Source organism: Tenacibaculum maritimum NCIMB 2154, from assembly GCF_900119795.1.
GTDB lineage: Bacteria > Bacteroidota > Bacteroidia > Flavobacteriales > Flavobacteriaceae > Polaribacter > Polaribacter maritimus.
In genome coordinates, this window is record NZ_LT634361.1 from 821,232 (window position 1) to 843,262 (window position 22,031).

General features: G+C 32.6%; 20 protein-coding genes. All 20 read left to right on the forward strand.

The window, feature by feature from the left end; genetic code table 11:
• Positions 1-48 precede the first annotated feature (48 nt).
• The 20 genes from MARIT_RS03890 (at position 49) to MARIT_RS03990 (ending at position 22,031) form a co-directional block, all read left to right on the forward strand.
• Entirely contained in the window at positions 49-1,200 is a 1,152-nt protein-coding gene (locus tag MARIT_RS03890) for a WD40/YVTN/BNR-like repeat-containing protein (protein WP_100210812.1), read from the forward strand.
• 79 nt (positions 1,201-1,279) lie between these two features.
• Positions 1,280-2,413 carry a WD40/YVTN/BNR-like repeat-containing protein gene (locus MARIT_RS03895; protein ID WP_100210813.1) on the forward strand — a complete coding sequence of 378 codons (1,134 nt, stop codon included), beginning with the start codon at positions 1,280-1,282 and terminating at the stop codon, positions 2,411-2,413.
• A gap of 43 nt (positions 2,414-2,456) precedes the next feature.
• Positions 2,457-3,452 (forward strand): hypothetical protein, encoded by a 996-nt coding sequence (locus MARIT_RS03900; protein ID WP_100210814.1) that lies wholly within the window; start codon positions 2,457-2,459, stop codon positions 3,450-3,452.
• An 11-nt stretch (positions 3,453-3,463) separates the two neighbouring features.
• The gene (locus tag MARIT_RS03905; RefSeq protein WP_100210815.1) at positions 3,464-3,985 is read left to right on the forward strand and encodes a DUF4280 domain-containing protein; all 522 of its coding nucleotides are present in this window, start codon (positions 3,464-3,466) and stop codon (positions 3,983-3,985) included.
• A 9-nt stretch (positions 3,986-3,994) separates the two neighbouring features.
• Positions 3,995-6,904, forward strand: a complete 2,910-nt coding sequence (locus MARIT_RS03910) for a hypothetical protein (RefSeq protein WP_100210816.1) — start codon at positions 3,995-3,997, stop codon at positions 6,902-6,904.
• 5 nt (positions 6,905-6,909) lie between these two features.
• Positions 6,910-7,872, forward strand: a complete 963-nt coding sequence (locus MARIT_RS03915; RefSeq protein ID WP_100210817.1) for a hypothetical protein — start codon at positions 6,910-6,912, stop codon at positions 7,870-7,872.
• The gene (locus tag MARIT_RS03920; RefSeq protein ID WP_100210818.1) at positions 7,857-8,846 is read left to right on the forward strand and encodes a hypothetical protein; all 990 of its coding nucleotides are present in this window, start codon (positions 7,857-7,859) and stop codon (positions 8,844-8,846) included. Before MARIT_RS03915 ends, MARIT_RS03920 begins: the two co-directional genes overlap by 16 nt.
• On the forward strand, positions 8,831-9,820 hold the full coding sequence (locus tag MARIT_RS03925; RefSeq protein ID WP_100210819.1) for a hypothetical protein: 990 nt from the start codon (positions 8,831-8,833) through the stop codon (positions 9,818-9,820). The genes MARIT_RS03920 and MARIT_RS03925 overlap by 16 nt, the downstream gene beginning before the upstream one ends.
• Positions 9,805-10,794, forward strand: a complete 990-nt coding sequence (locus tag MARIT_RS03930) for a hypothetical protein (protein WP_100210820.1) — start codon at positions 9,805-9,807, stop codon at positions 10,792-10,794. Before MARIT_RS03925 ends, MARIT_RS03930 begins: the two co-directional genes overlap by 16 nt.
• Positions 10,779-11,768, forward strand: coding sequence for a hypothetical protein (locus MARIT_RS03935; RefSeq protein WP_100210821.1), 990 nt, complete (start codon positions 10,779-10,781; stop codon positions 11,766-11,768). Before MARIT_RS03930 ends, MARIT_RS03935 begins: the two co-directional genes overlap by 16 nt.
• Positions 11,769-11,857: 89 nt before the next feature.
• Positions 11,858-12,730, forward strand: coding sequence for a hypothetical protein (locus tag MARIT_RS03940; protein ID WP_162288604.1), 873 nt, complete (start codon positions 11,858-11,860; stop codon positions 12,728-12,730).
• A gap of 434 nt (positions 12,731-13,164) precedes the next feature.
• On the forward strand, positions 13,165-14,112 hold the full coding sequence (locus MARIT_RS03950; protein WP_100210824.1) for a hypothetical protein: 948 nt from the start codon (positions 13,165-13,167) through the stop codon (positions 14,110-14,112).
• Positions 14,112-15,053, forward strand: a complete 942-nt coding sequence (locus MARIT_RS03955) for a hypothetical protein (protein WP_100210825.1) — start codon at positions 14,112-14,114, stop codon at positions 15,051-15,053. Before MARIT_RS03950 ends, MARIT_RS03955 begins: the two co-directional genes overlap by 1 nt.
• Complete coding sequence (locus MARIT_RS03960; protein WP_100210826.1) at positions 15,053-16,000, forward strand: hypothetical protein; 948 nt, start codon at positions 15,053-15,055, stop codon at positions 15,998-16,000. Before MARIT_RS03955 ends, MARIT_RS03960 begins: the two co-directional genes overlap by 1 nt.
• On the forward strand, positions 16,000-16,920 hold the full coding sequence (locus tag MARIT_RS03965) for a hypothetical protein (RefSeq protein WP_100210827.1): 921 nt from the start codon (positions 16,000-16,002) through the stop codon (positions 16,918-16,920). Before MARIT_RS03960 ends, MARIT_RS03965 begins: the two co-directional genes overlap by 1 nt.
• On the forward strand, positions 16,920-17,867 hold the full coding sequence (locus MARIT_RS03970; protein WP_100210828.1) for a hypothetical protein: 948 nt from the start codon (positions 16,920-16,922) through the stop codon (positions 17,865-17,867). Before MARIT_RS03965 ends, MARIT_RS03970 begins: the two co-directional genes overlap by 1 nt.
• Positions 17,867-18,814 (forward strand): hypothetical protein, encoded by a 948-nt coding sequence (locus MARIT_RS03975; protein WP_100210829.1) that lies wholly within the window; start codon positions 17,867-17,869, stop codon positions 18,812-18,814. Before MARIT_RS03970 ends, MARIT_RS03975 begins: the two co-directional genes overlap by 1 nt.
• On the forward strand, positions 18,814-18,996 hold the full coding sequence (locus tag MARIT_RS03980; RefSeq protein WP_100210830.1) for a hypothetical protein: 183 nt from the start codon (positions 18,814-18,816) through the stop codon (positions 18,994-18,996). Before MARIT_RS03975 ends, MARIT_RS03980 begins: the two co-directional genes overlap by 1 nt.
• Positions 18,997-19,980: 984 nt before the next feature.
• Positions 19,981-20,886: a TssN family type VI secretion system protein gene (locus tag MARIT_RS03985; protein WP_100210831.1), complete on the forward strand. Its 906-nt coding sequence runs from the start codon at positions 19,981-19,983 to the stop codon at positions 20,884-20,886.
• Positions 20,886-22,031, forward strand: a complete 1,146-nt coding sequence (locus MARIT_RS03990; protein WP_100210832.1) for a hypothetical protein — start codon at positions 20,886-20,888, stop codon at positions 22,029-22,031. Before MARIT_RS03985 ends, MARIT_RS03990 begins: the two co-directional genes overlap by 1 nt.

Genomic DNA, 22,031 nt, shown 5'->3' on the forward strand with positions numbered 1-22,031 from the left:
TATTTTATATATAGGAGGTTTAATAGTTTGAAACAAAAAATAAAATAAATGATTTTAAATAAGGCGTATAGTATTGCATTAAGTTGGCTAATTATTTTTATTACAAGTTGTAATTCAATCGCTAAAAAGAATATTAAAAATAGGAATTCAATGCATTGGGGAATCACAAAAATTTCAAGTGAAACAGGGGCTAATAGTTTTGATTATGAATTTAATCAATATTTTATACAAGACAGTCTTACTGGGTATATCATAGGAGATAATGGAGGAGCAATAAACCATAAAATAGCACTTCAACGGGTTAAAGGGGAAGATGTTACTGAGTCGTATGCGAACTGTGAGGCAATTTTATTTAAAACCGAAGATGGAGGGGTTTCATTTAGGAAGAGGTCTTTAGGAAAAGGTTCGTTGCAAAAAATAACGAGCGACAATGAAAAGAATTTGTATGTGATACAATACAATTATAAAACAGCTACCTTGCCTAAAAGGTATCGTATTATGTATTCTAGAGATTTAGGAGAAACTTGGCAAGAGATGGCTTTTCCACAAGGAAAAAAAATAAAAACAGTTCAATTTTATAATGGGTTAAAAGGGGTTGTAGCTATTGAGGAGGATGGAATGTCTAAGCTATTAAAAACAAAAGATGGCGGAAAAACATGGGAAGAATTGCCTGTAAAGGAAACGAGTTTGAGTTATTATTCGATGCAGTTTATCAATGAAGAAGCGTTGTATGTATATAATTCAACAGAAGGACTCAGGCAAGCGGCTACCATTAATTTTACAACGGGTAAAGTTAAAATACATAACCCTAATCTCCCCAAAGGATATCGGTTCTCTAGTTTTATTAAGGATGAGAGTAATGGAGATTTATTATCTCCTGTTAGAAATTATAAAGAAGGGCATAAGCTTATGGTATATAACCATACTAAGAGAGAATTATTAAGATATGATTTGAATAATGCCAAAGGAGAAAGAGTGTTAGCGGTTCATGTTTATGGAAATTATATAGGAGCTTTACGACGTGATAATGGTAAAACTCATTATTATTATAGTATTGATAATGGGGTACATTGGGTTAAAGAAAGCCTACCAGATTATTTTACAGTAGTAAAGCCGATAGCAATGTATGGAAAAGGATTGGTTTGGGTAAAATCAGCATTCAACCTGTATAATTTACAAGTACGTACAATGGACAATTGATAGGAACACTTTACCGATGTAGTTTGGTTGTTTCTGTATTCAATTGGAAAACATCTGTATTTAGCAAAAAACAAAATAAATGATTTTAAACAGCGCGTATAGTATTGCATTAAGTTGGCTAATTATTTTTATTACAAGTTGTAATTCAATCGCTAAAAAGAATATTAAAAATAGGAATTCAATGCATTGGGGAATCACAAAAATTTCAAGTGAAACAGGGGCTAATAGTTTTGATTATGAATTTAACCAATATTTTATACAAGACAGTCTTACTGGATATATCATAGGAGATAACTCGATAGCGGAAATGTACCGATCTATTATTGAAAAAAGAGTCTTAAAAAGGGAAAACTACGAGGCAATTTTATTTAAAACCCAAGATGGAGGGGTTTCATTTAGGAAGAGGTCTTTAGGAAAAGGTTCGTTGCAAAAAATAACGAACGACAATGAAAAGAATTTGTATGTGATACAATACAATTATAAAACAGCTACCTTGCCTAAAAGGTATCGTATTATGTATTCTAGAGATTTAGGAGAGACTTGGCAAGAGATGGCTTTTCCACAAGGAAAAAAAATAGAAACAGTTCAATTTTATAATGGGTTAAAAGGAGTTGTAGCTATTGAGGAGGATGGAATGTTCAAGCTATTAAAAACAAAAGATGGCGGAAAAACATGGGAAGAATTGCCTGTAAAAGAAACGAGTTTGAATTATTATTCGATGCAGTTTATCAATGAAGAAGCGTTGTATGTATATAATTCAACAGAAGGACTCAGGCAAACGGCTACGATTAATTTTACAACGGGTAAAGTTAAAATACATAACCCTAATCTCCCCAAAGGATATCAGTTTTCTAGTTTTATTAAGGATGATAGTACGGGGAGCTTATACTCAGAGGTATCTAATTATAAAGAGGATCACGATTTGATGTTGTACAGTCATCAAACAAATGAATTGATTTCATACAATATAGAAAACAGTTCTGAACAATATATAATTGATGTTACGGTTTCAGGGGAATATATAGGGCTTTTACGAGCAGATAAAGGAATAGTGAGTTACTATTATAGTAGAGACAAGGGGGAGAATTGGATCAGAGAAAAAATGCCAGAACGTTTGTCGGAATCGTATGCAGCAATGTATGGAAAAGGATTGGTTTGGGTAAAATCAGCATTCAACCTGTATAATTTACAAGTACGTAAAATGGACAATTGATTTTAATAAATAGATAAGCAAGAAGCTTTTAAATAAAAAATGAATGGAAAAGAAATATAGCATATTAGCACCAGAAAAGAGTAAAAAAGACCTGCAAGAAGAGCAATTGTATAGCAATAAACAAGTGAGTTTTTCACAACGATATGCCACTTTTTTAAGAGGACATATGTTTGTTCAATCTTATGGAGTGAGCACAAAAATATACGATGCACAAAAAAATAAAAGGTCAGAAGTGCAATTTGATGCCGAAGTTACCATGCGTCAATTCCCAGATTTAGGCTATTTTGAATACACGATTAAAAAAGAAAAAATATTTATAAATAAGCAAGTACCAAAAACATTGGTAGAAAAGTTAGCTATAATCACTTCAAAAGCGTTGTATCCATTAAAAATAAAAACCTCTTTTAAAAATGAATTATTAAGTATCGTTAATCATGATGAAGTAGTCGCTCGTTGGGAGAACATCAAAATACAACTTCAAAAAGAATATGAAGGAGAGGCCTTTACACTTTATATTAAAAAAATTGAATCGGCTTTATACAAAGAGAGTTCATTGTTAGCATCTTTAAAACGCGAAGCGTTTTATGTGCTCTTGTTTCATGACACATATACAATGTACGATGAAAAGTTACAAAAAGAAGCAGAAATACATTTTCCAGTATCGGGTTTTAAAGTGCCTTTGGTATTTAAAGGAATTCAAAAAATTAGCAAGTATAGAACTTACTATGATATGGTATTAACGCGATTTGAATCAATGGTAAGTAATACAACTACACAAGCTACATTAAATGTGGAGTTTGATTTGGATAACAATACCTTTTTACTAAAAAATGCAATAGCTAATTGTAATATAAAGAATAACGAAACAATATTAAAAACACTAACAACTACAGTATATCACTTAACAGAAAAACCAACAAAATACTACTCTTTTGAAGAGCAAAAAAAAGATATAAAACAACGACAAAAAGCAATACAAAAAGAAAAAAACAAAGATTTAACCTTAAAACAACGTTTTTACAATTGGTTAAATAATTAAATAAAAATAATATGGGATTACAAGGAAAATTAGTCTGCCACGGAGCAGAATGCAAATGCAAAAATGGGAATATGCCTGACAAGCTTGTTGTAAAAACGCAAAGCAAGCGATATATAAATGATCCAGAAGGAAGTGAAAAGTTAATGGCAACTGATAAGGAAATAGGGCAGCCTTTTGAGAAAAAAACTTTTGGACAATGTAAATTGCAACCTACGCCAAGTGGTTATAAACCATGCCAACCGAATATTACAGAATGGACAGATTTTTATCGTAAAATAAAGTTACAAGAAAATGGGGGTTCTCCATTATTAGAAGGTAGTAAAGCTACTTGTGCAATAGCTGGAGCTCCTTGTGTATGCATTACTTTTCATGGGCAAGTAGGAGTGCCTGCTGCTACTAGTTTTGAAGAAGCTGAAGAAGATGTCATCAGTCAAATAAATCCTGTAATAAACCCAACCACTTTAAAAGAAGAAGATCCTTTTAAAGGTATTGAGGCAGGAGTACATGAAGATACGGTTATAGGATATTTATAAAGAAAAAGGATGGCAAAATTAACATTACGACGAATATTTACTCAAAGAAAAGCGGATAAAGAAATTAATGGATTTCAGTATTTTGAAATACCATTAGGAAAAGAAGGCATTATATTTCATGTAAGTGATCAGTCTTATACTACAGAACCGATATATAGCTTTGCTCAGTTTCAAAATGTCTTAGAAAAGTACAAGAAAGACATGTCACATCCTGTGGATGTTAGAAATGCTTTAGCGAATGTAAAATGGAGTTATATAAATTATGAGCAATTAAAAACAATCCAAACGGTTCCGAAAGGAAGTTTTCATGATGCGTGGGGTGTTTGGAAGAACGAGGGAGGTGATTTTTTAGTAAAAGAATACGGTATCCAAAAGCAATATACACAGGCAAAAAAAGTAAAGGTTTCTTCTAAAGATAAGGCACAGTTAGGAAACATATATTGGATAGAAGCGTATAACCTTTATCCAGAGTTTGACAAACCTAAATTGGGTGCTTTCGTAGCTTTTACAGGAAAACCTCAGGTACTCCGTACTGATTTTTATAGAAATAAGGAAGATATTCAACAAAAAGGAATTTATAAGTATAACGATGAAGTCATATTAAGTATAAAAACACATTTATTACCCGATGTAACCACCCCATATCATGATTTTGCCGTTTTTGAAATAGATATTTATGAGTATTATACTGATATAAAGGTTACTCAGGAACCTATTAGATATGTACAAGAGAAAACAGATAACCAAATAGCATACAATACAAACAATCTTATTCCTATTAAAATAGACGAAGTATGGAGAGAAGCAACAGAACATGAAAGAGAAACGCCTATAAAATATTTTTACGCTAAAATAAGGGTCTTGCACTATAAAAATAAGGATGCAGCATTAGGTAATAAATGGGAGCCTATTAGAACGAATTTATTATCTTCTCATGTTGTAGGTTCTAAAGTGCCTGTTATTGCTCCAAATGGTGAGCAAGTTGTGGTGGAAATAAACAAGGAAGATTGGGCTAAAAAAAAATTTTACCAAATAAGCATATCGGAATCAGAAATAGAGGATGCTGCAAATGTATATACAGAAAAAGTTATTGAGGAGTATGATACTAACAAAGCTGGTAAAGGGCTTTATTCTTTTGGAGTATATTATAATACAAATTCTGAATTACTAGGGCAACGTACTTTTGAAATGCAAAAAATGATTGCAGAAGTTGTAGAAAGGCAATATACGGTTAAAAATAATGAGCCTTGTAAATTTTCTGCAATACAAGTGTCTGTAAATGGAGGAAGTTCTGAGGAAATATTTAATGAGCATAGTATAACCACAAAGCAAGCGGATAACAATATCAACTTGTTTGAAATGATAGCGAGTGATCATAAAAAGGAAAAAGTAACCATTGTACTTGATTGCTTAGAAGCCCAACATTACCAAAGCGAGGGTAAGGCCAAACCGCGGTGTCATGGTATAGGGTTGCCTCCTGGTGAAAAGCATAATGAAACAAATATATTTGATACCGAAAGTTTTTCTAAACAATGGCTAAATAGCAAAAACTATACAATAAAAGAGAATAGAATTGATATAGAAATAGGCTATAAATATGATAGAACAGTTGCACAAGGAACTGTAATTGAAAATGGAGTATTGAATAAATTATGGTTTTTTAATTACTTTTGGTTAAAAGATACCCAAATACAGTCGTATGCAATTCCTATAAGTACTTGTAGATATAGCAATCAAATTGTTAAAATAAATGTATATCCTGATATTACTTGGGGAATTACGTTAACTTTTGGAAGTAATGCATCAGCTTATAGTGATGATTGGAGAAAGGACATAACGGAGGATAGAAAAGAAACGTTAAAGGAAAGAAAAAAATATATAGAGGCTAAAGTAGAAGAAGTAACTCCTTATACAGGGTTTCCTAAAAAACCAAACCCGAACGCAGAGGTGGAGAAGGTATTGAGTAAATTAAAAATAGAATTTGGTGTAAATGTAAAATATGGTGATGAGGTCATAGCATACGGACTGAGTGATATTGAAAGTTTACAAACGCTGATACATACTTTTGGAAAAGCCATGTCTTTTTTTGACAATTTAACAGGGAATGGGGTGGATGAAAAGACGAAAAAAACTAAATTTGAAGAGCGTCAACAAAAGATACAAGAAAAATATAGAAATAAATTTTTGGGTAAGTTAGCAAAGGTACCCATTACCATAACCGTGGATAAACCGAGCTTTGCATTGGAAGCTACTTGGGGGCAATCGGTAGATAAAAATAAGTTTTCAAGAAATATTGACTTGTTTTTTAAAGCGTCGCCTTTGGTGAAGGCTAGTGGAAAGCTAGATCTTATAAATTGTTGTACACTAATACCGTTTGCTGGACAAGTGATTAAATTGGCTGATTTGATATTGGAATATGCAGGGGTTACGCCAAGTTGCTTTATAGAATTGGTAGGGGAAATTTCATTTGAAATGAGCATGAGTTGTAAATTAGGAAACAAGCCGAATGAGCTCAAGGAAAACCTAGATGGCAAATTAAAGCTCCGTATAGAGGCAAGTGTAACGATTGGAGGTGGTGGGTTGGCTGGTTTTATATTTGTAGTGGCTAATGGAGATGTGACGAGTTATTACGATCAAAATACGTATAAGGCAACGGGAGAAACGGGCTTTGTAGGGAATGTTGCTCAAGGAGTGGACGGAGAGGGATTTTACCTTGAAAATAACCTTACTTTTTTAGGGCTAGAGTTTAAAGCAACTAAGGAAAATGAAACGAGATTTAAAGGAGAATATAAAGGAGGGAGATTAAACAAGAAATTAAAAAACCAAAGCCTTAGCCATAAAAAAAGCGAAACAATAGCAACGTTTACAGCTATTAAAGCCAAAGAAATATTAAAAAGCAAAAGATATATAACTCAATAATAAAAATGAAACATTATAAATACTTACTATTATTAACCATTACGGGTTTGCAATTAGCATGTGGACAGCAAACATCCGTTGATACAAAAAAAAGAGAAATGAAACCAATAAATTTAATGAAAGGAAGTTATATAGATGAAACGTTACCTAAGCATGGGTATTACCTACAAATAAACAACCAGAATTGCCATTATGAAATACGAGTGAATGATTTAGAAAGTGCTATATATAAAAAACAAGAACCTGTAATGTCTGTTCGGGTACCTATAAATTTGGAAATTTCAAAAAGTGGCACCCAAAGTTTGTCCATACGTGTATTTCCAATAAAAGGGGCTTTTTTAAGTAAAATGGCAGACCTATCCATAGGTTTGTTTTACTATACAGACATGTCTGATGAGGAAAATAGCTATGGAGAATTGGTACATTTGTTGGATTGGGAATTGCCTAAAATAGAAAATGAAGAAACGCCAATGGTACGATTGGATACTGTTTTTAAAGCCACAGTACCTTATGAGATTAAAGATTTAGACTATGCACTGGATCTATCTAATATGGACAAGGAAGAACTTCTTAAAGAAGCAGAAGAAAAATATAAGGAAATACGGTATTACGTATTAAACGACTATGATAAATTAAATATTTTACAAACTGATAGACCGAGAGGAATAACATTTTATCTTTCTGAAAAAAAGATATTACAAGTTTTAGAGAATAATAAAAAATCATATCAAAATCCAGCAGAAATAAAGTATATTCAGAAAATAGAAAATTTCGAATTAGCATTATATGCTTATGGTAAAATATTAGCCTTAAAAAGAATTGAAGATGGAAGTAATGTAATTTGTAAAGCAGAGATTTTAGAGGAAGACCATCCTCCATATTATAAAAAGGGAGATATAAATATTTATAGTAGTCTTCCTATTTACTTATATAAAGATAAAAGAGACAACCAATGGCATATATGGTAAGGGGGATACTCTTTTTTGGGGGCTTTTTGCTGCTTTGTTTGCAATTAGCATGTGGACAGCAAACATCCGCCGATAGCATAAAAAAAGAGAAACAACCAATGAGAAAGAAATTAGATGTAAATTCAGAAAATACTTTTGATAAAGAAGCTCCTAAACATGGATATTACCTACAAATAAACCATCAAAATTGCCATTACGAGGTTCGTGTAAATGATGAAGAAGCCTACCAGTATAGAGACCGATACCCTGTGATGTCTATAAGACCTCCTTTAAATCCGTTTATACAAAAAAGTGGGGAACAGAGTTTGTCCATACGTGTATTTCCAATAAAAGGGGCTTTTTTAAGTAAAATGGCAGACCTATCCATAGGTTTGTTTTACTATACAGACATGTCTGACGAGGAAAATAGCTATGGGGAATTGGTACATTTGTTGGATTGGGAATTGCCTAAAATAGAAAATGAAGAAACGCCAATGGTACGATTGGATACTGTTTTTAAAGCCACAGTACCTTATGAGATTAAAAACTTAGACCATGCAGTGGATCTATCTAAAATGGACAAAGACGAGCTATTAGCAGAGGTAGTAGCAGAATACAAAGCAATTTTTAAACTGATGGAGAGAGATTACCATCAATATTATATAGAAAGGAATAAACCAGCTTTTGACCGTTCAGACATGTGGGCTTATACAACGGAGGAGAGTAGTAGAAAAGTAAGTGAAAATAATGCTGCCTTTTTTAAGGAGGATTTAGAAGAAATTCAACCTATAGAAAATTATAAGTTAAATCTTTATGCTTATGGGAAAACAGTATCCCTAAGGCGTATGATAGACAATGGAAATGTGATTTGTAAGGCAGAAATTCTAGAGGAAGACCATCCTCCATATTATAAAAAGGGAGAGAAACATTATTATGAAGGAGCACCAGTTCGTTTGTACAAAGATAAAAGAGACAACCAATGGCATATATGGTAAGGGGGATACTCTTTTTTTGGGGCTTTTTACTGCTTTGTTTGCAATTAGCATGTGGACAGCAAACATCCGCTGATAACATAAAAAAAGAGAAACAACCAATGAGAAAGAAATTAGACGTAAATTCAGAAAATACTTTTGATAAAGAAGCTCCTAAACATGGATATTACCTACAAATAAACCATCAAAATTGCCATTACGAGGTTCGTGTAAATGATGAAGAAGCCTACCAGTATAGAGACCGATACCCTGTGATGTCTATAAGACCTCCTTTAAATCCGTTTATACAAAAAAGTGGGGAACAGAGTTTGTCCATACGTGTATTTCCAATAAAAGGGGCTTTTTTAAGTAAAATGGCAGACCTATCCATAGGTTTGTTTTACTATACGGATATGTCTGACGAGGAAAATAGCTATGGGGAATTGGTACATTTGTTGGATTGGGAATTGCCTAAAATAGAAAAAGAAGAAACGCCAATGGTACGATTGGATACTGTTTTTAAAGCCACAGTACCTTATGAGATTAAAAACTTAGACCATGCAGTGGATCTATCTAAAATGGACAAAGACGAGCTATTAGCAGAGGTAGTAGCGGAATACAAAGCAATTTTTAAACTGATGGAGAGAGATTACCATCAATATTATATAGAAAGGAATAAACCAGCTTTTGACCGTTCAGACATGTGGGCTTATACAACGGAGGAGAGTAGTAGAAAAGTAAGTGAAAATAATGCTGCCTTTTTTAAGGAGGATTTAGAAGAAATTCAACCTATAGAAAATTATAAGTTAAATCTTTATGCTTATGGGAAAACAGTATCCCTAAGGCGTATGATAGACAATGGAAATGTGATTTGTAAGGCGCAAACATTAACTGAAGACCATCCTCCATATTATAAAAAGGGAGAGAAACATTATTATGCGGGGTTACCAGTTCGTTTGTACAAAGATAAAAGAGACAACCAATGGCATATATGGTAAGGGGGATACTCTTTTTTGGGGGCTTTTTGCTGCTTTGTTTGCAATTAGCATGTGGGCAGCAAACATCCGTTGATAGCATAAAAAAAGAGAAACAACCAATGACAAAGAAATTAGATGTAAATTCAGAAAATACTTTTGATAAAGAAGCTCCTAAACATGGATATTACCTACAAATAAACCATCAAAATTGCCATTACGAGATTCGTGTAAATGATGAAGAAGCCTACCAGTATAGAGACCGATACCCTGTGATGTCTATAAGACCATCATTAAATCCTCTTATCTATAAAAATGGGAAACAGAGTTTGTCCATACGTGTATTTCCAATAAAAGGGGCTTTTTTAAGTAAAATGGCAGACCTATCCATAGGTTTGTTTTACTATACAGACATGTCTGATGAGGAAAATAGCTATGGGGAATTGGTACATTTGTTGGATTGGGAATTACCTAAAATAGAAAATGAAGAAACGCCAATGGTACGATTGGATACTGTTTTTAAAGCCACAGTACCTTATGAGATTAAAAACTTAGACCATGCAGTGGATCTCTCTAAAATGGACAAAGACCAGCTATTAGCAGAGGTAGTAGCAGAATACAAAGCAATTTTTAAACTGATGGAGAGAGATTACCATCAATACTATATCGAAAGAGATAAACCTTCTTTTGACCGTTCAGACATGTGGGCTTATACAACGGAGGAGAGTAGTAGAAAAGTAAGTGAAGATAATGCTGCCTTTTTTAAGGAGGATTTAGAAGAAATTCAACCTATAGAAAATTATAAGTTAAACCTTTATGCTTATGGGAAAACAGTATCTCTAAGGCGTATGATAGACAATGGAGATGTGATTTGTAAGGCAGAAATTTTAGAGGAAGACCATCCTCCATATTATAAAAAGGGAGAGAAACATTATTATAGAAGTAAGCCTGTTCGTTTGTACAAAGATAAAAGAGACAACCAATGGCATATATGGTAAGGGGGATACTCTTTTTTGGGTGCTTTTTGCTGCTTTGTTTGCAATTAGCATGTGGGCAGCAAACATCCGTTGATAGCATAAAAAAAGAGAAACAACCAATGACAAAGAAATTAGATGTAAATTCAGAAAATACTTTTGATAAAGAAGCTCCTAAACATGGATATTACCTACAAATAAACCATCAAAATTGCCATTACGAGGTTCGTGTAAATGATGAAGAAGCCTACCAGTATAGAGACCGATACCCTGTGATGTCTATAAGACCTCCTTTAAATCCATTTATACAAAAAAGTGGGGAACAGAGTTTGTCCATACGTGTATTTCCAATAAAAGGGGCTTTTTTAAGTAAAATGGCAGACCTATCCATAGGTTTGTTTTACTATACGGATATGTCTGATGAGGAAAATAGCTATGGGGAATTGGTACATTTGTTGGATTGGGAATTGCCTAAAATAGAAAATGAAGAAACGCCAATAGTACGATTGGATACTGTTTTTAAAGCCACAGTACCTTATGAGATTAAAAACTTAGACCATGCAGTGGATCTATCTAAAATGGACAAAGACGAGCTATTAGCAGAGGTAGTAGCGGAATACAAAGCAATTTTTAAACTGATGCAAAGAGATTACCATCAATACTATATCGAAAGAGACAAGCCTTCTTTTGACCGTTCAGACATGTGGTTTTATACGACGGAGGAGAGTAGTAGAAAAGTAAGTGAAAATAATGCTACTTTTTTTACAGATCATATAGAGAATATCCAACCTATAGAAAATTATAAATTAAACCTTTATGCTTATGGGAAAACAGTATCCCTAAGGCGTATGATAGACAATGGAGATGTGATTTGTAAGGCACAAACATTAACTGAAGACCATCCTCCATATTATAAAAAGGGAGAGAAGCATTATTATGAAGGGTTACCAGTTCGTTTGTACAAAGATAAAAGAGACAACCAATGGCATATATGGTAAGGGGGATACTCTTTTTTGGGGGCTTTTTGCTGCTTTGTTTGCAATTAGCATGTGGGCAGCAAACATCCGTTGATACAAAAAAAAGAGAAATGAAATCAATAGATCGAATGAAAGGAAGTTATATAGATGAAAGGTTGCCTAAGCATGGGTATTACTTACAAATAAACCATCAAAATTGCCATTATGAAATACGAGTGAATGATTTAGAAAGTGCGATATATAGAGACCCAGAGCCTGTGATGTCTATTCGGGTACCTATAAACCCGGAAATTTCAAAAAGTGGCACCCAAAGTTTGTCCATACGTGTATTTCCAATAAAAGGGGCTTTTTTAAGTAAAATGGCAGACCTATCCATAGGTTTGTTTTACTATACAGACATGTCTGATGAGGAAAATAGCTATGGGGAATTGGTACATTTGTTGGATTGGGAATTACCTAAAATAGAAAATGAAGAAACGCCAATGGTACGATTGGATACTGTTTTTAAAGCCACAGTACCTTATGAGATTAAAAACTTAGACCATGCAGTGGATCTATCTAAAATGGACAAAGACGAGCTATTAGCAGAGGTAGTAGCGGAATACAAAGCAATTTTTAAACTGATGGAGAGAGATTACCATCAATATTATATCGAAAGAGACAAGCCTTCTTTTGACCGTTCAGACATGTGGTTTTATACAACGGAGGAGAGTAGTAGAAAAGTAAGTGAAAATAATGCTACCTTTTTTAAGGAGGATTTAGAAGAAATTCAACCTATAGAAAATTATAAGTTAAATCTTTATGCTTATGGGAAAACAGTATCTTTAAGGCGTATGATAGATAATGGAGATGTGATTTGTAAGGCGCAAACATTAACTGAAGACCATCCTCCATATTATAAAAAGGGAGAGAAACATTATTATAGAAGTAAGCCTGTTCGTTTGTACAAAGATAAAAGAGACAACCAATGGCATATATGGTAAGGGGGATACTCTTTTTTGGGTGCTTTTTGCTGCTTTGTTTGCAATTAGCATGTGGGCAGCAAACATCCGTTGATAGCATAAAAAAAGAGAAATGAAATCAATAGATCGAATGAAAGGAAGTTATATAGATGAAAGGTTGCCTAAGCATGGGTATTACTTACAAATAAACCATCAAAATTGCCATTATTAAAAAGGAGACTTTAGAGGAGAGGCTTATGCAGGAGGATCCGCGCAGGCAAAAGTGGTTCTTAAAAAGGAAAGCGATAAATGGGTATTTGCCTATGAAGGTCTTTATGTGGTGTTCTCTGCGAATATATTAGTTAAGAATGAGCATTTAGAGAATTTAGGGGATTTACATGAACAAAAAGATAAAACAGGAGACCGTTTTTTAATACAAGGGCCGTTTACTTACGAAATGAAATTTTAAAAGAACCATGAAATATTTAACCATATTCAGTTTATTGATAAGCATTGTTGCTTGTAAAAACATAGAAAAATACAATAAAAAAATAAAAATGAAAGAACTAGTACCCACACAACAAATTACTAAAGAAAAACAATACCGATATTATATAGGGCTAGGGGTTTATTTGCCGTTTGAATTATATGTAAATGATATTTTAATCAAATATGGAACTACAGGAGTAAGTTCGGCAGTAGAATTAAATCCGTGGTTGTTGCGTAATGGTACCCATAAGGTAACCATAAAGTTTTTTCCGGATGTAGGAGGTCGTACGGTGGTAAATATGGGGAAAGAGCAACTGCCATATCGAATAGATTTTAATAAAGTAGTTATAAATGAGTCAAGAGATATTATCAAGCAGGAGAAAGCAATTAAGTTACCTTTATTGACTAAAGACGAGGATTTACCATATTTTGAACAGAGCTGGGATATAGAGATAACAGACCTGCCTTATGTATTAGAAGGTTGGAGTAATGGCCAAGATTTAAGTAAATGGAACCAAGAGGTCTTGGAAAAAAAAGTAGTAGCTTATTATGAGAAATTACGTACGATTTTAAATGATGGTGATGCAGAGAGATGGTTTAAGTTAGATGAAAAAAGAGATATCGAAATAGATGTTTTTGATTATAGTTCACCAGAAACAATTCAGCGAGAGTTCGATAAAAATTCGAGAAGAATTCGCGAATATGCGAAAGGAAATATGATTCCTTTGGAGGATTATAAGATGAAAGTTTATGGAAAAAACAATCAACTGGTAACTTTAGAACGTAATGCTACAAATGGTTTCCGTTCTCATATGGGCACAAATATAAAGTATATGAGTCCAATTATGTTTGATTATGAGGGAGCTATAAGGGGGTATCCAGTAAAACTCTATTTGCCCAAGGGAAGTGATGAATTTGTAATCATACGTAAATAATGAAGTTATTAAGGGTGTATTTGGTTGTTTTTATAAGTTGTATTTCTTGCAATTCTAAAAGCCATCGGGTAGCAATACAAGAACTAGTACCCACACAACAAATTGCTAAAGAAAAGCAATACCGATATTATATAGGACTAGGGGTTTACTTGCCGTTTGAATTATATGTAAATGATATTTTAATCAAGCGGGGAGTTAAAGGAGTGAGTTCGGCAGTAGAATTAAATCCGTGGTTGTTGCGTAATGGTACCCATAAGGTAACCATAAAGTTTTTTCCGGATGTAGGAGGTCATACGGTGGTAAATATGGGGAAAGAGCAACTGCCATATCGAATAGATTTTAATAAGGTAATTATAAATGAGTCAAGAGATATTGTCAAGCAGGAGAAAGCAATTAAGTTACCTTTATTGACTAAAGACGAGGATTTACCATATTTTGAACAGAGCTGGGATATAGAGATAACAGACCTGCCTTATGTATTAGAAGGTTGGAGTAATGGCCAAGATTTAAGTAAATGGGACCAAGAGGTCTTGGAAAAAAAAGTAGTAGCTTATTATGAAAAATTACGTACGATTTTAAATGATGGTGATGCGGAGAGATGGTTTAAGTTAGAAGAAAGAAGAGATTCTGAGACCAATGTTTTTGATTATGTTACATTGGAAGAAATAAAAGAAGCGTTTGAGGAAAATTTTATGGATATTCAAAAATATTCGAAAGGAAATATGATTCCTTTGGAGGACTATAAGATGAAAGTTTATGGAAAAAACAATCAACTGGTAACTTTGCATCGTAATGCTACAAATGGTTTTCGTGCTCATATGGGGTCGAATATAAAATACTGGAGTCCACTGATTTATGATTTTGAAGGTGTTTTGGTAAGTTATTCTGTTACATTGTATTTACCCAAGGGAAGTGATGAATTTGTAATCATACGTAAATAATGAAGTTATTAAGGGTGTATTTGGTTGTTTTTATAAGTTGTATTTCTTGCAATTCTAAAAGCCATCGGGTAGCAATACAAGAACTAGTACCCACACAACAAGTTGCTAAAGAAAAACAATACCGATATTATATAGGGCTAGGGGTTTACTTGCCGTTTGAATTATATGTAAATGATATTTTAATCAAATATGGAACTACAGGAGTGAGTTCGGCAGTAGAATTAAATCCGTGGTTGTTGCGTAATGGTACCCATAAAGTAACCATAAAGTTTTTTCCGGATGTAGGAGGTCATACGGTGGTAAATATGGGGAAAGAGCAACTGCCATATCGAATAGATTTTAATAAAGTAGTTATAAATGAGTCAAGAGATATTGTCAAGCAGGAGAAAGTAATTAAGTTACCTTTATTGACTAAAGATGAGGATTTACCATATTTTGAACAGAGCTGGGATATAGAGATAACAGACCTGCCTTATGTATTAGAAGGTTGGAGTAATGGCCAAGATTTAAGTAAATGGGACCAAGAGGTCTTGGAAAAAAAAGTAGTAGTTTATTATGAGAAATTACGTAGGATTTTAAATGATGGTGATGCTAATACTTGGATGAGTAATTTTACAAGGAGACGAAAAGAAGAAACAAATGTTTTTGATTACGAATATGATAAGGAAAATATAAGAGATAGTTTTGAGGAAAATTCAAAAAAAATTCGTGAATATGCGAAAGGAAATATGATTCCTTTGGAGGACTATAAAATGAAAGTTTATGGAAAAAACAATCAATTGGTAACTTTGCATCGTAATGCTACAAATGGTTTTCGCTCTCATATGGGGGCGAATATAAAATATTGGGGTCCAATTATGTTTGATTATGAGGGAGCTATAAGGGGGTATCCAGTAAAACTCTATTTGCCCAAGGGAAGTGATGAATTTGTAATCATACGTAAATAATGAAGTTATTAAGGGTGTATTTGGTTGTTTTTATAAGTTGTATTTCTTGCAATTCTAAAAGCCATCGGGTAGCAATACAAGAACTAGTACCCACACAACAAGTTGCTAAAGAAAAACAATACCGATATTATATAGGGCTAGGGGTTTACTTGCCGTTTGAATTATATGTAAATGATATTTTAATCAAATATGGAACTACAGGAGTGAGTTCGGCAGTAGAATTAAATCCGTGGTTGTTGCGTAATGGTACCCATAAGGTAACCATAAAGTTTTTTCCGGATGTAGGAGGTCATACGGTGGTAAATATGGGGAAAGAGCAACTGCCATATCGAATAGATTTTAATAAAGTAGTTATAAATGAATCAAGAGATATTGTCAAGCAGGAGAAAGCAATTAAGCTACCTTTGCTGACTAAAGACGAGGATTTACCATATTTTGAACAGAGCTGGGATATAGAGATAACAGACCTGCCTTATGTATTAGAAGGTTGGAGTAATGGCCAAGACTTAAGTAAATGGGACCAAGAGGTCTTGGAAAAAAAAGTAGTAGCTTATTATGAAAAATTACGTAGGATTTTAAATGATGGTGATGCTAATACCTTTAATTATTTCTGTTTAAGACGAGACAAAGAGACAAGTATATTTGAATATAATTATGACTTGCAAATTATATCTGAAGAATTTAGAAGAAGCTCAGAAAAGATTAGAGAAAAAGCAAAAGGAAATATGATAGCTTTGGAAAGTTACGAAATGAAGGTTTATGGAAAAGATAACCAGTTAATATCTCTAGAAAGGAAGGAGAGTAATTTTAGAACAAAAGGGGTACTCCGCACCAAAGAGCCTTCAGGAGCATCGAGAGTTTATAATTTAAAACTCTATTTACCCAAGGGAAGTGATGAATTTGTAATCATACGTAAATAATGAAGTTATTAAGGGTGTATTTGGTTGTTTTTATAAGTTGTATTTCTTGCAATTCTAAAAGCCATCGGGTAGCAATACAAGAACTAGTACCCACACAACAAGTTGCTAAAGAAAAACAATACCGATATTATATAGGGCTAGGGGTTTACTTGCCGTTTGAATTATATGTAAATGATATTTTAATCAAATATGGAACTACAGGAGTGAGTTCGGCAGTAGAATTAAATCCGTGGTTGTTGCGTAATGGTACCCATAAAGTAACCATAAAGTTTTTTCCGGATGTAGGAGGTCATACGGTGGTAAATATGGGGAAAGAGCAACTGCCATATCGAATAGATTTTAATAAAGTAGTTATAAATGAGTCAAGAGATATTGTCAAGCAGGAGAAAGTAATTAAGTTACCTTTATTGACTAAAGACGAGGATTTACCATATTTTGAACAGAGCTGGGATATAGAGATAACAGACCTGCCTTATGTATTAGAAGGCTGGAGTAATGGCCAAGATTTAAGTAAATGGGACCAAGAGGTCTTGGAAAAAAAAGTAGTAGCTTATTATGAGAAATTACGTAGGATTTTAAATGATGGTGATGCTAATACTTGGATGAGTAATTTTACAAGGAGACGAAAAGAAGAAACAAATGTTTTTGATTACGAATATGATAAGGAAAATATAAGAGATAGTTTTGAGGAAAATTCAAAAAAAATTCGTGAATATGCGAAAGGAAATATGATTCCTTTGGAGGATTATAAGATGAAAGTTTATGGAAAAAACAATCAATTGGTAGCGTTGGAGCGTTTTTCTTCCAAAGACTTTGAAGAATGGGGAGAGACAGGAAAAGGTTGGAGCCCTTTAATTAGAATTTACGATGAAGAATATTTAACAAGTTACCCAGTAAAACTCTATTTACCTGAGGGAAGTGATGAATTTGTAATCATACGTAAATAATGAAGTTATTAAGGGTGTATTTGGTTGTTTTTATAAGTTGTATTTCTTGCAATTCTAAAAGCCATCGGGTAGCAATACAAGAACTAGTACCCACACAGCAAATTGCTAAAGGAAAACAATACCGATATTATATAGGACTAGGGGTTTACTTGCCGTTTGAATTATATGTAAATGATATTTTAATCAAATATGGAACTACAGGAGTAAGTTCGGCAGTAGAATTAAATCCGTGGTTGTTGCGTAATGGTACCCATAAAGTAACCATAAAGTTTTTTCCGGATGTAGGAGGTCATACGGTGGTAAATATGGGGAAAGAGCAACTGCCATATCGAATAGATTTTAATAAAGTAGTTATAAATGAATCAAGAGATATTGTCAAGCAGGAGAAAGCAATTAAGTTACCTTTATTGACTAAAGACGAGGATTTACCATATTTTGAACAGAGCTGGGATATAGAGATAACAGACCTGCCTTATGTATTAGAAGGTTGGAGTAATGGCCAAGATTTAAGTAAATGGAACCAAGAGGTCTTGGAAAAAAAAGTAGTAGCTTATTATGAAAAATTACGTAGGATTTTAAATGATGGTGATGCTAATACTTGGATGAATAATTTGACAAGGAGACGAAAAGAAGAAACAAATGTTTTTGATTACGAATATGATAAGGAAAATATAAGAGATAGTTTTGAGGAAAATTCAAAAAAAATTCGTGAATATGCGAAAGGAAATATGATTCCTTTGGAGGATTATAAGATGAAAGTTTATGGAAAAAACAATCAATTGGTAGCGTTGGAGCGTTTTTCTTCCAAAGACTTTGAAGAATGGGGAGAGACAGGAAAAGGTTGGAGCCCTTTAATTAGAATTTACGATGAAGAATATTTGACAAGTTACCCAGTAAAACTCTATTTACCCAAGGGAAGTGATGAATTTGTAATCATACGTAAATAATGAAGTTATTAAGGTTGTATTTGGTTGTTTTTATAAGTTGTATTTCTTGCAATTCTAAAAGCCATCGGGTAGCAATACAAGAACTAGTACCCACACAACAAATTGCTAAGGAAAAAATAATACTAGATAAAGCTAGTGTTAATTTATTCTGGAAAGAATCGTATTTTATAGAAAAAAAATAGTATCTTTGAGAGAGAATTGCTACTCGGATAATTTTTCGTTGAATTATTATAGCTATATGAAATTAATAGATGATCTAGGGATAAAGACATTTATAAGTTATAGAAATTCTAAATTTAAGAAGGCAATAGGTTGGTTTGATTAGTATTGTTATGAATCTATCAGTCAAATTATATAAAAGGAAAAAAATGCTATATTTTTTTACTTGTGTAGGAAAAGAAAGAAAAAAGAAGGTACTCATTTTTCAAAAAAGCAATATCTAGCATTGTAAAATCACCATTTAGATCCAGTATAAAGAGGGGATAGATAGTAGAGGTATATTCTTTTATTTCTAAGACAAATGGGGAAGGTAATTTTAAAAGCGATCAGGTATTGTCAAAAAATATTTTTAAGATAAGGAAAGGAAAAATTGTGGGAAGTGAATCAGAGAATGGGAAAAATACCTATGAAAAGTTAAATAGCTGTGAATAAATATCTTATCTGTTGTTTTTTTTGTAGAAGGAATAAACAATTTTATTGTTTGTTTAGGGTAAAAGAATTAAGTTTTTTTAAGATGTTCAATGTTTGATTACGAGCTTTTTAAAAATTATTTTTACGTATAAATACGTAGTTTAATTTCGGTATAAATACGTATTTTTAAATTGAAATAAAGCTGTATTTTTGTTATGTTCCCAATTCCCTAAAAAGATAATGCTACGGATGAAAGTGCTATTGAATATTATTAAACATTAAAAAAGAAATTATTAAACAAGTTAAAAACCAGCCTTGTAGCTTTTTTAGTTGAGTGCAAGTGGTAATTTAAAAGAGGTTATCCTTATGGAAAACTAATTTTTAAGAGAAAGAAAACAAAAACAAAAAGAAATTAAGCTATGACATTTTTTAATTGCATAAGATGAAAAGTACCATTGTTACTACATTTTTTGTAAGAGAAGCTAGTGTATAGCGAGGTTTTAAATAAATATTATTGGTAAAAAGAATATAATTTTATGGAAGCATTGATCGCTTTTTTCTTACGATACTTATTAGCTCCTATTTTGGTAGTGATTCTATTAGTAGTTATTGGTAATTTGATGAAAATGAGAACAAAAACACTAAAAATGAAAAAAGTAGTGGTTTTTGTACTAGTCCTTTCATTAATATTGTCACTCCCCTCTTTATTAGGTTTTTTAAAAAATGAGTTTGTATGGGGAGGTTTAGCACTTACTATTATCGCATATCTATTGTTAGGAGTAGGCTTTGTACTTATTAGAAATTTGAGTTTTTATAAAAATATAAAAGGAGAAGAAGAAAAAGAAGACAAAGTAGATTTTAATAAGATTACAGAGTTGTTAATTATGCTAGTAGCGGTAATCTTATCAACTTGGATTTACTATCTAATATTCTCTTGGATTAGTAAGTTGCCATACGCTATTTGGGCAATGTTTTCAACAGTTTGGTTTTTTATGCCTTTTTTATATGTGTTATCAAAAGAACTTTTCTTAAAGATAGAAACCCCATTTTATAAGGCATGGAAAGTAGAATTGAATAATGATCATAGAGATTATTGGGAGCATATAGATACATTTAGATTGATACAGGTAACTGTAAAAATAAAAAGGAGATCTGAAGATGAAGAATACTCGTCCTTTTCTGTAAAACTGCCAAGAGAAGTACCATTGGGAGTTTGGTTTAATAAGTTTATAGAAGATCAAAATGTTCGATTTCCAGAAAATATGATAGATCCATTTGGAGGTGGAGGAACGGAAATAGGTTGGATATTTTATACTAGTAAATGGTTTAGCTTTCCATTATTTATTAAAGTGTTAGACTCCAAAGAAGATGGGAAGTTTAATAGAGTTAAAAATAAGCAGGTTATTTATATACGTAGAACAAAAGTAAAATCAGAAGAATAATGAAACATTTACCAATTAATTGGACAGATGGAGTGAAGCTTAGTGAAAAACATTTCTTTGAAAATCATTACAATACTATTGAAACAATAAAAAGTTATAATGTAATAACTCAGAAGAAATATGATTATGGTATTCTGAACAGGTTTGATGGCAATACAGAGGCTTTAAAAATAGATTTGTTAAATGACTCGGGAGACGAATTGGTGATCAGGCTTAGTTTATGTAATGCTATTGCTGAAGATGGATATCGCATTATGTACAATGAAGGATTGTATGGAAATGATCATATGCCAACAAAAATGATCAACACATCAAATTTTGATAAAAATACCAACCAGGTTTTTTATGTCACTCTAGTTGTGAATCCATTTGAGTCCGTTCCTGTAGGAGTACCAGATCCAGAAGTCATTCCTTTGCATCACCCATATGCACTGCCTAAAATTAGTATTGATATTTTACCAGAAGGGAAAACCAATACTTCCTATATTAAAGAAAGCTTTTTAGTAATAGGAAAAGTGATTCTTTCTAATGGTAAATTTTCTCTTGATAACGAATATATTCCACCTGTAAGAAAGATAGATTACAATATCAAATTAAAAACTTTTAGAGAAAGCTTAGTGCAAATGTTACTAAGGGTTAAAAATAATGCTATTCAGATTTTTAGGAAGAATAAAAAGAATAGTAGCGCTAATAAATTGGTAGAGAACACTTTTATTTTATGTAACAATATCAATGATTTCTACAGTCAGAATATTTTTTATTTAGAAGGGATTATAGGAGAGCAGCCTCCAATTCATTTTGTAGAAAAAATATCAATATTAGCAAATTATTTTTCAGTTTCATTAGGAATCATGGACGAGAAAGAACGAGAGATGATGTTGCAGTATTACTATGAATGGACGGATATTAAGCCTTCTAATTTTCTAAATACTATAGGAGAGGTGTTGAGTATTCAATACAACCATATTGAAATATTAGAAACCGTAAATAAGTTGAACAAATTTATGGGAATTGTTGATCGCTTATTTCAAAAAATGAGTGATTTGGAGTATATCGGACAAAGAAAAGATAATATAGTAATAAGTGAAGATAGTACGTTGCGAAGAGAAAAAGTAGGAGACTCAACGTGGTCTATCATTGATTAA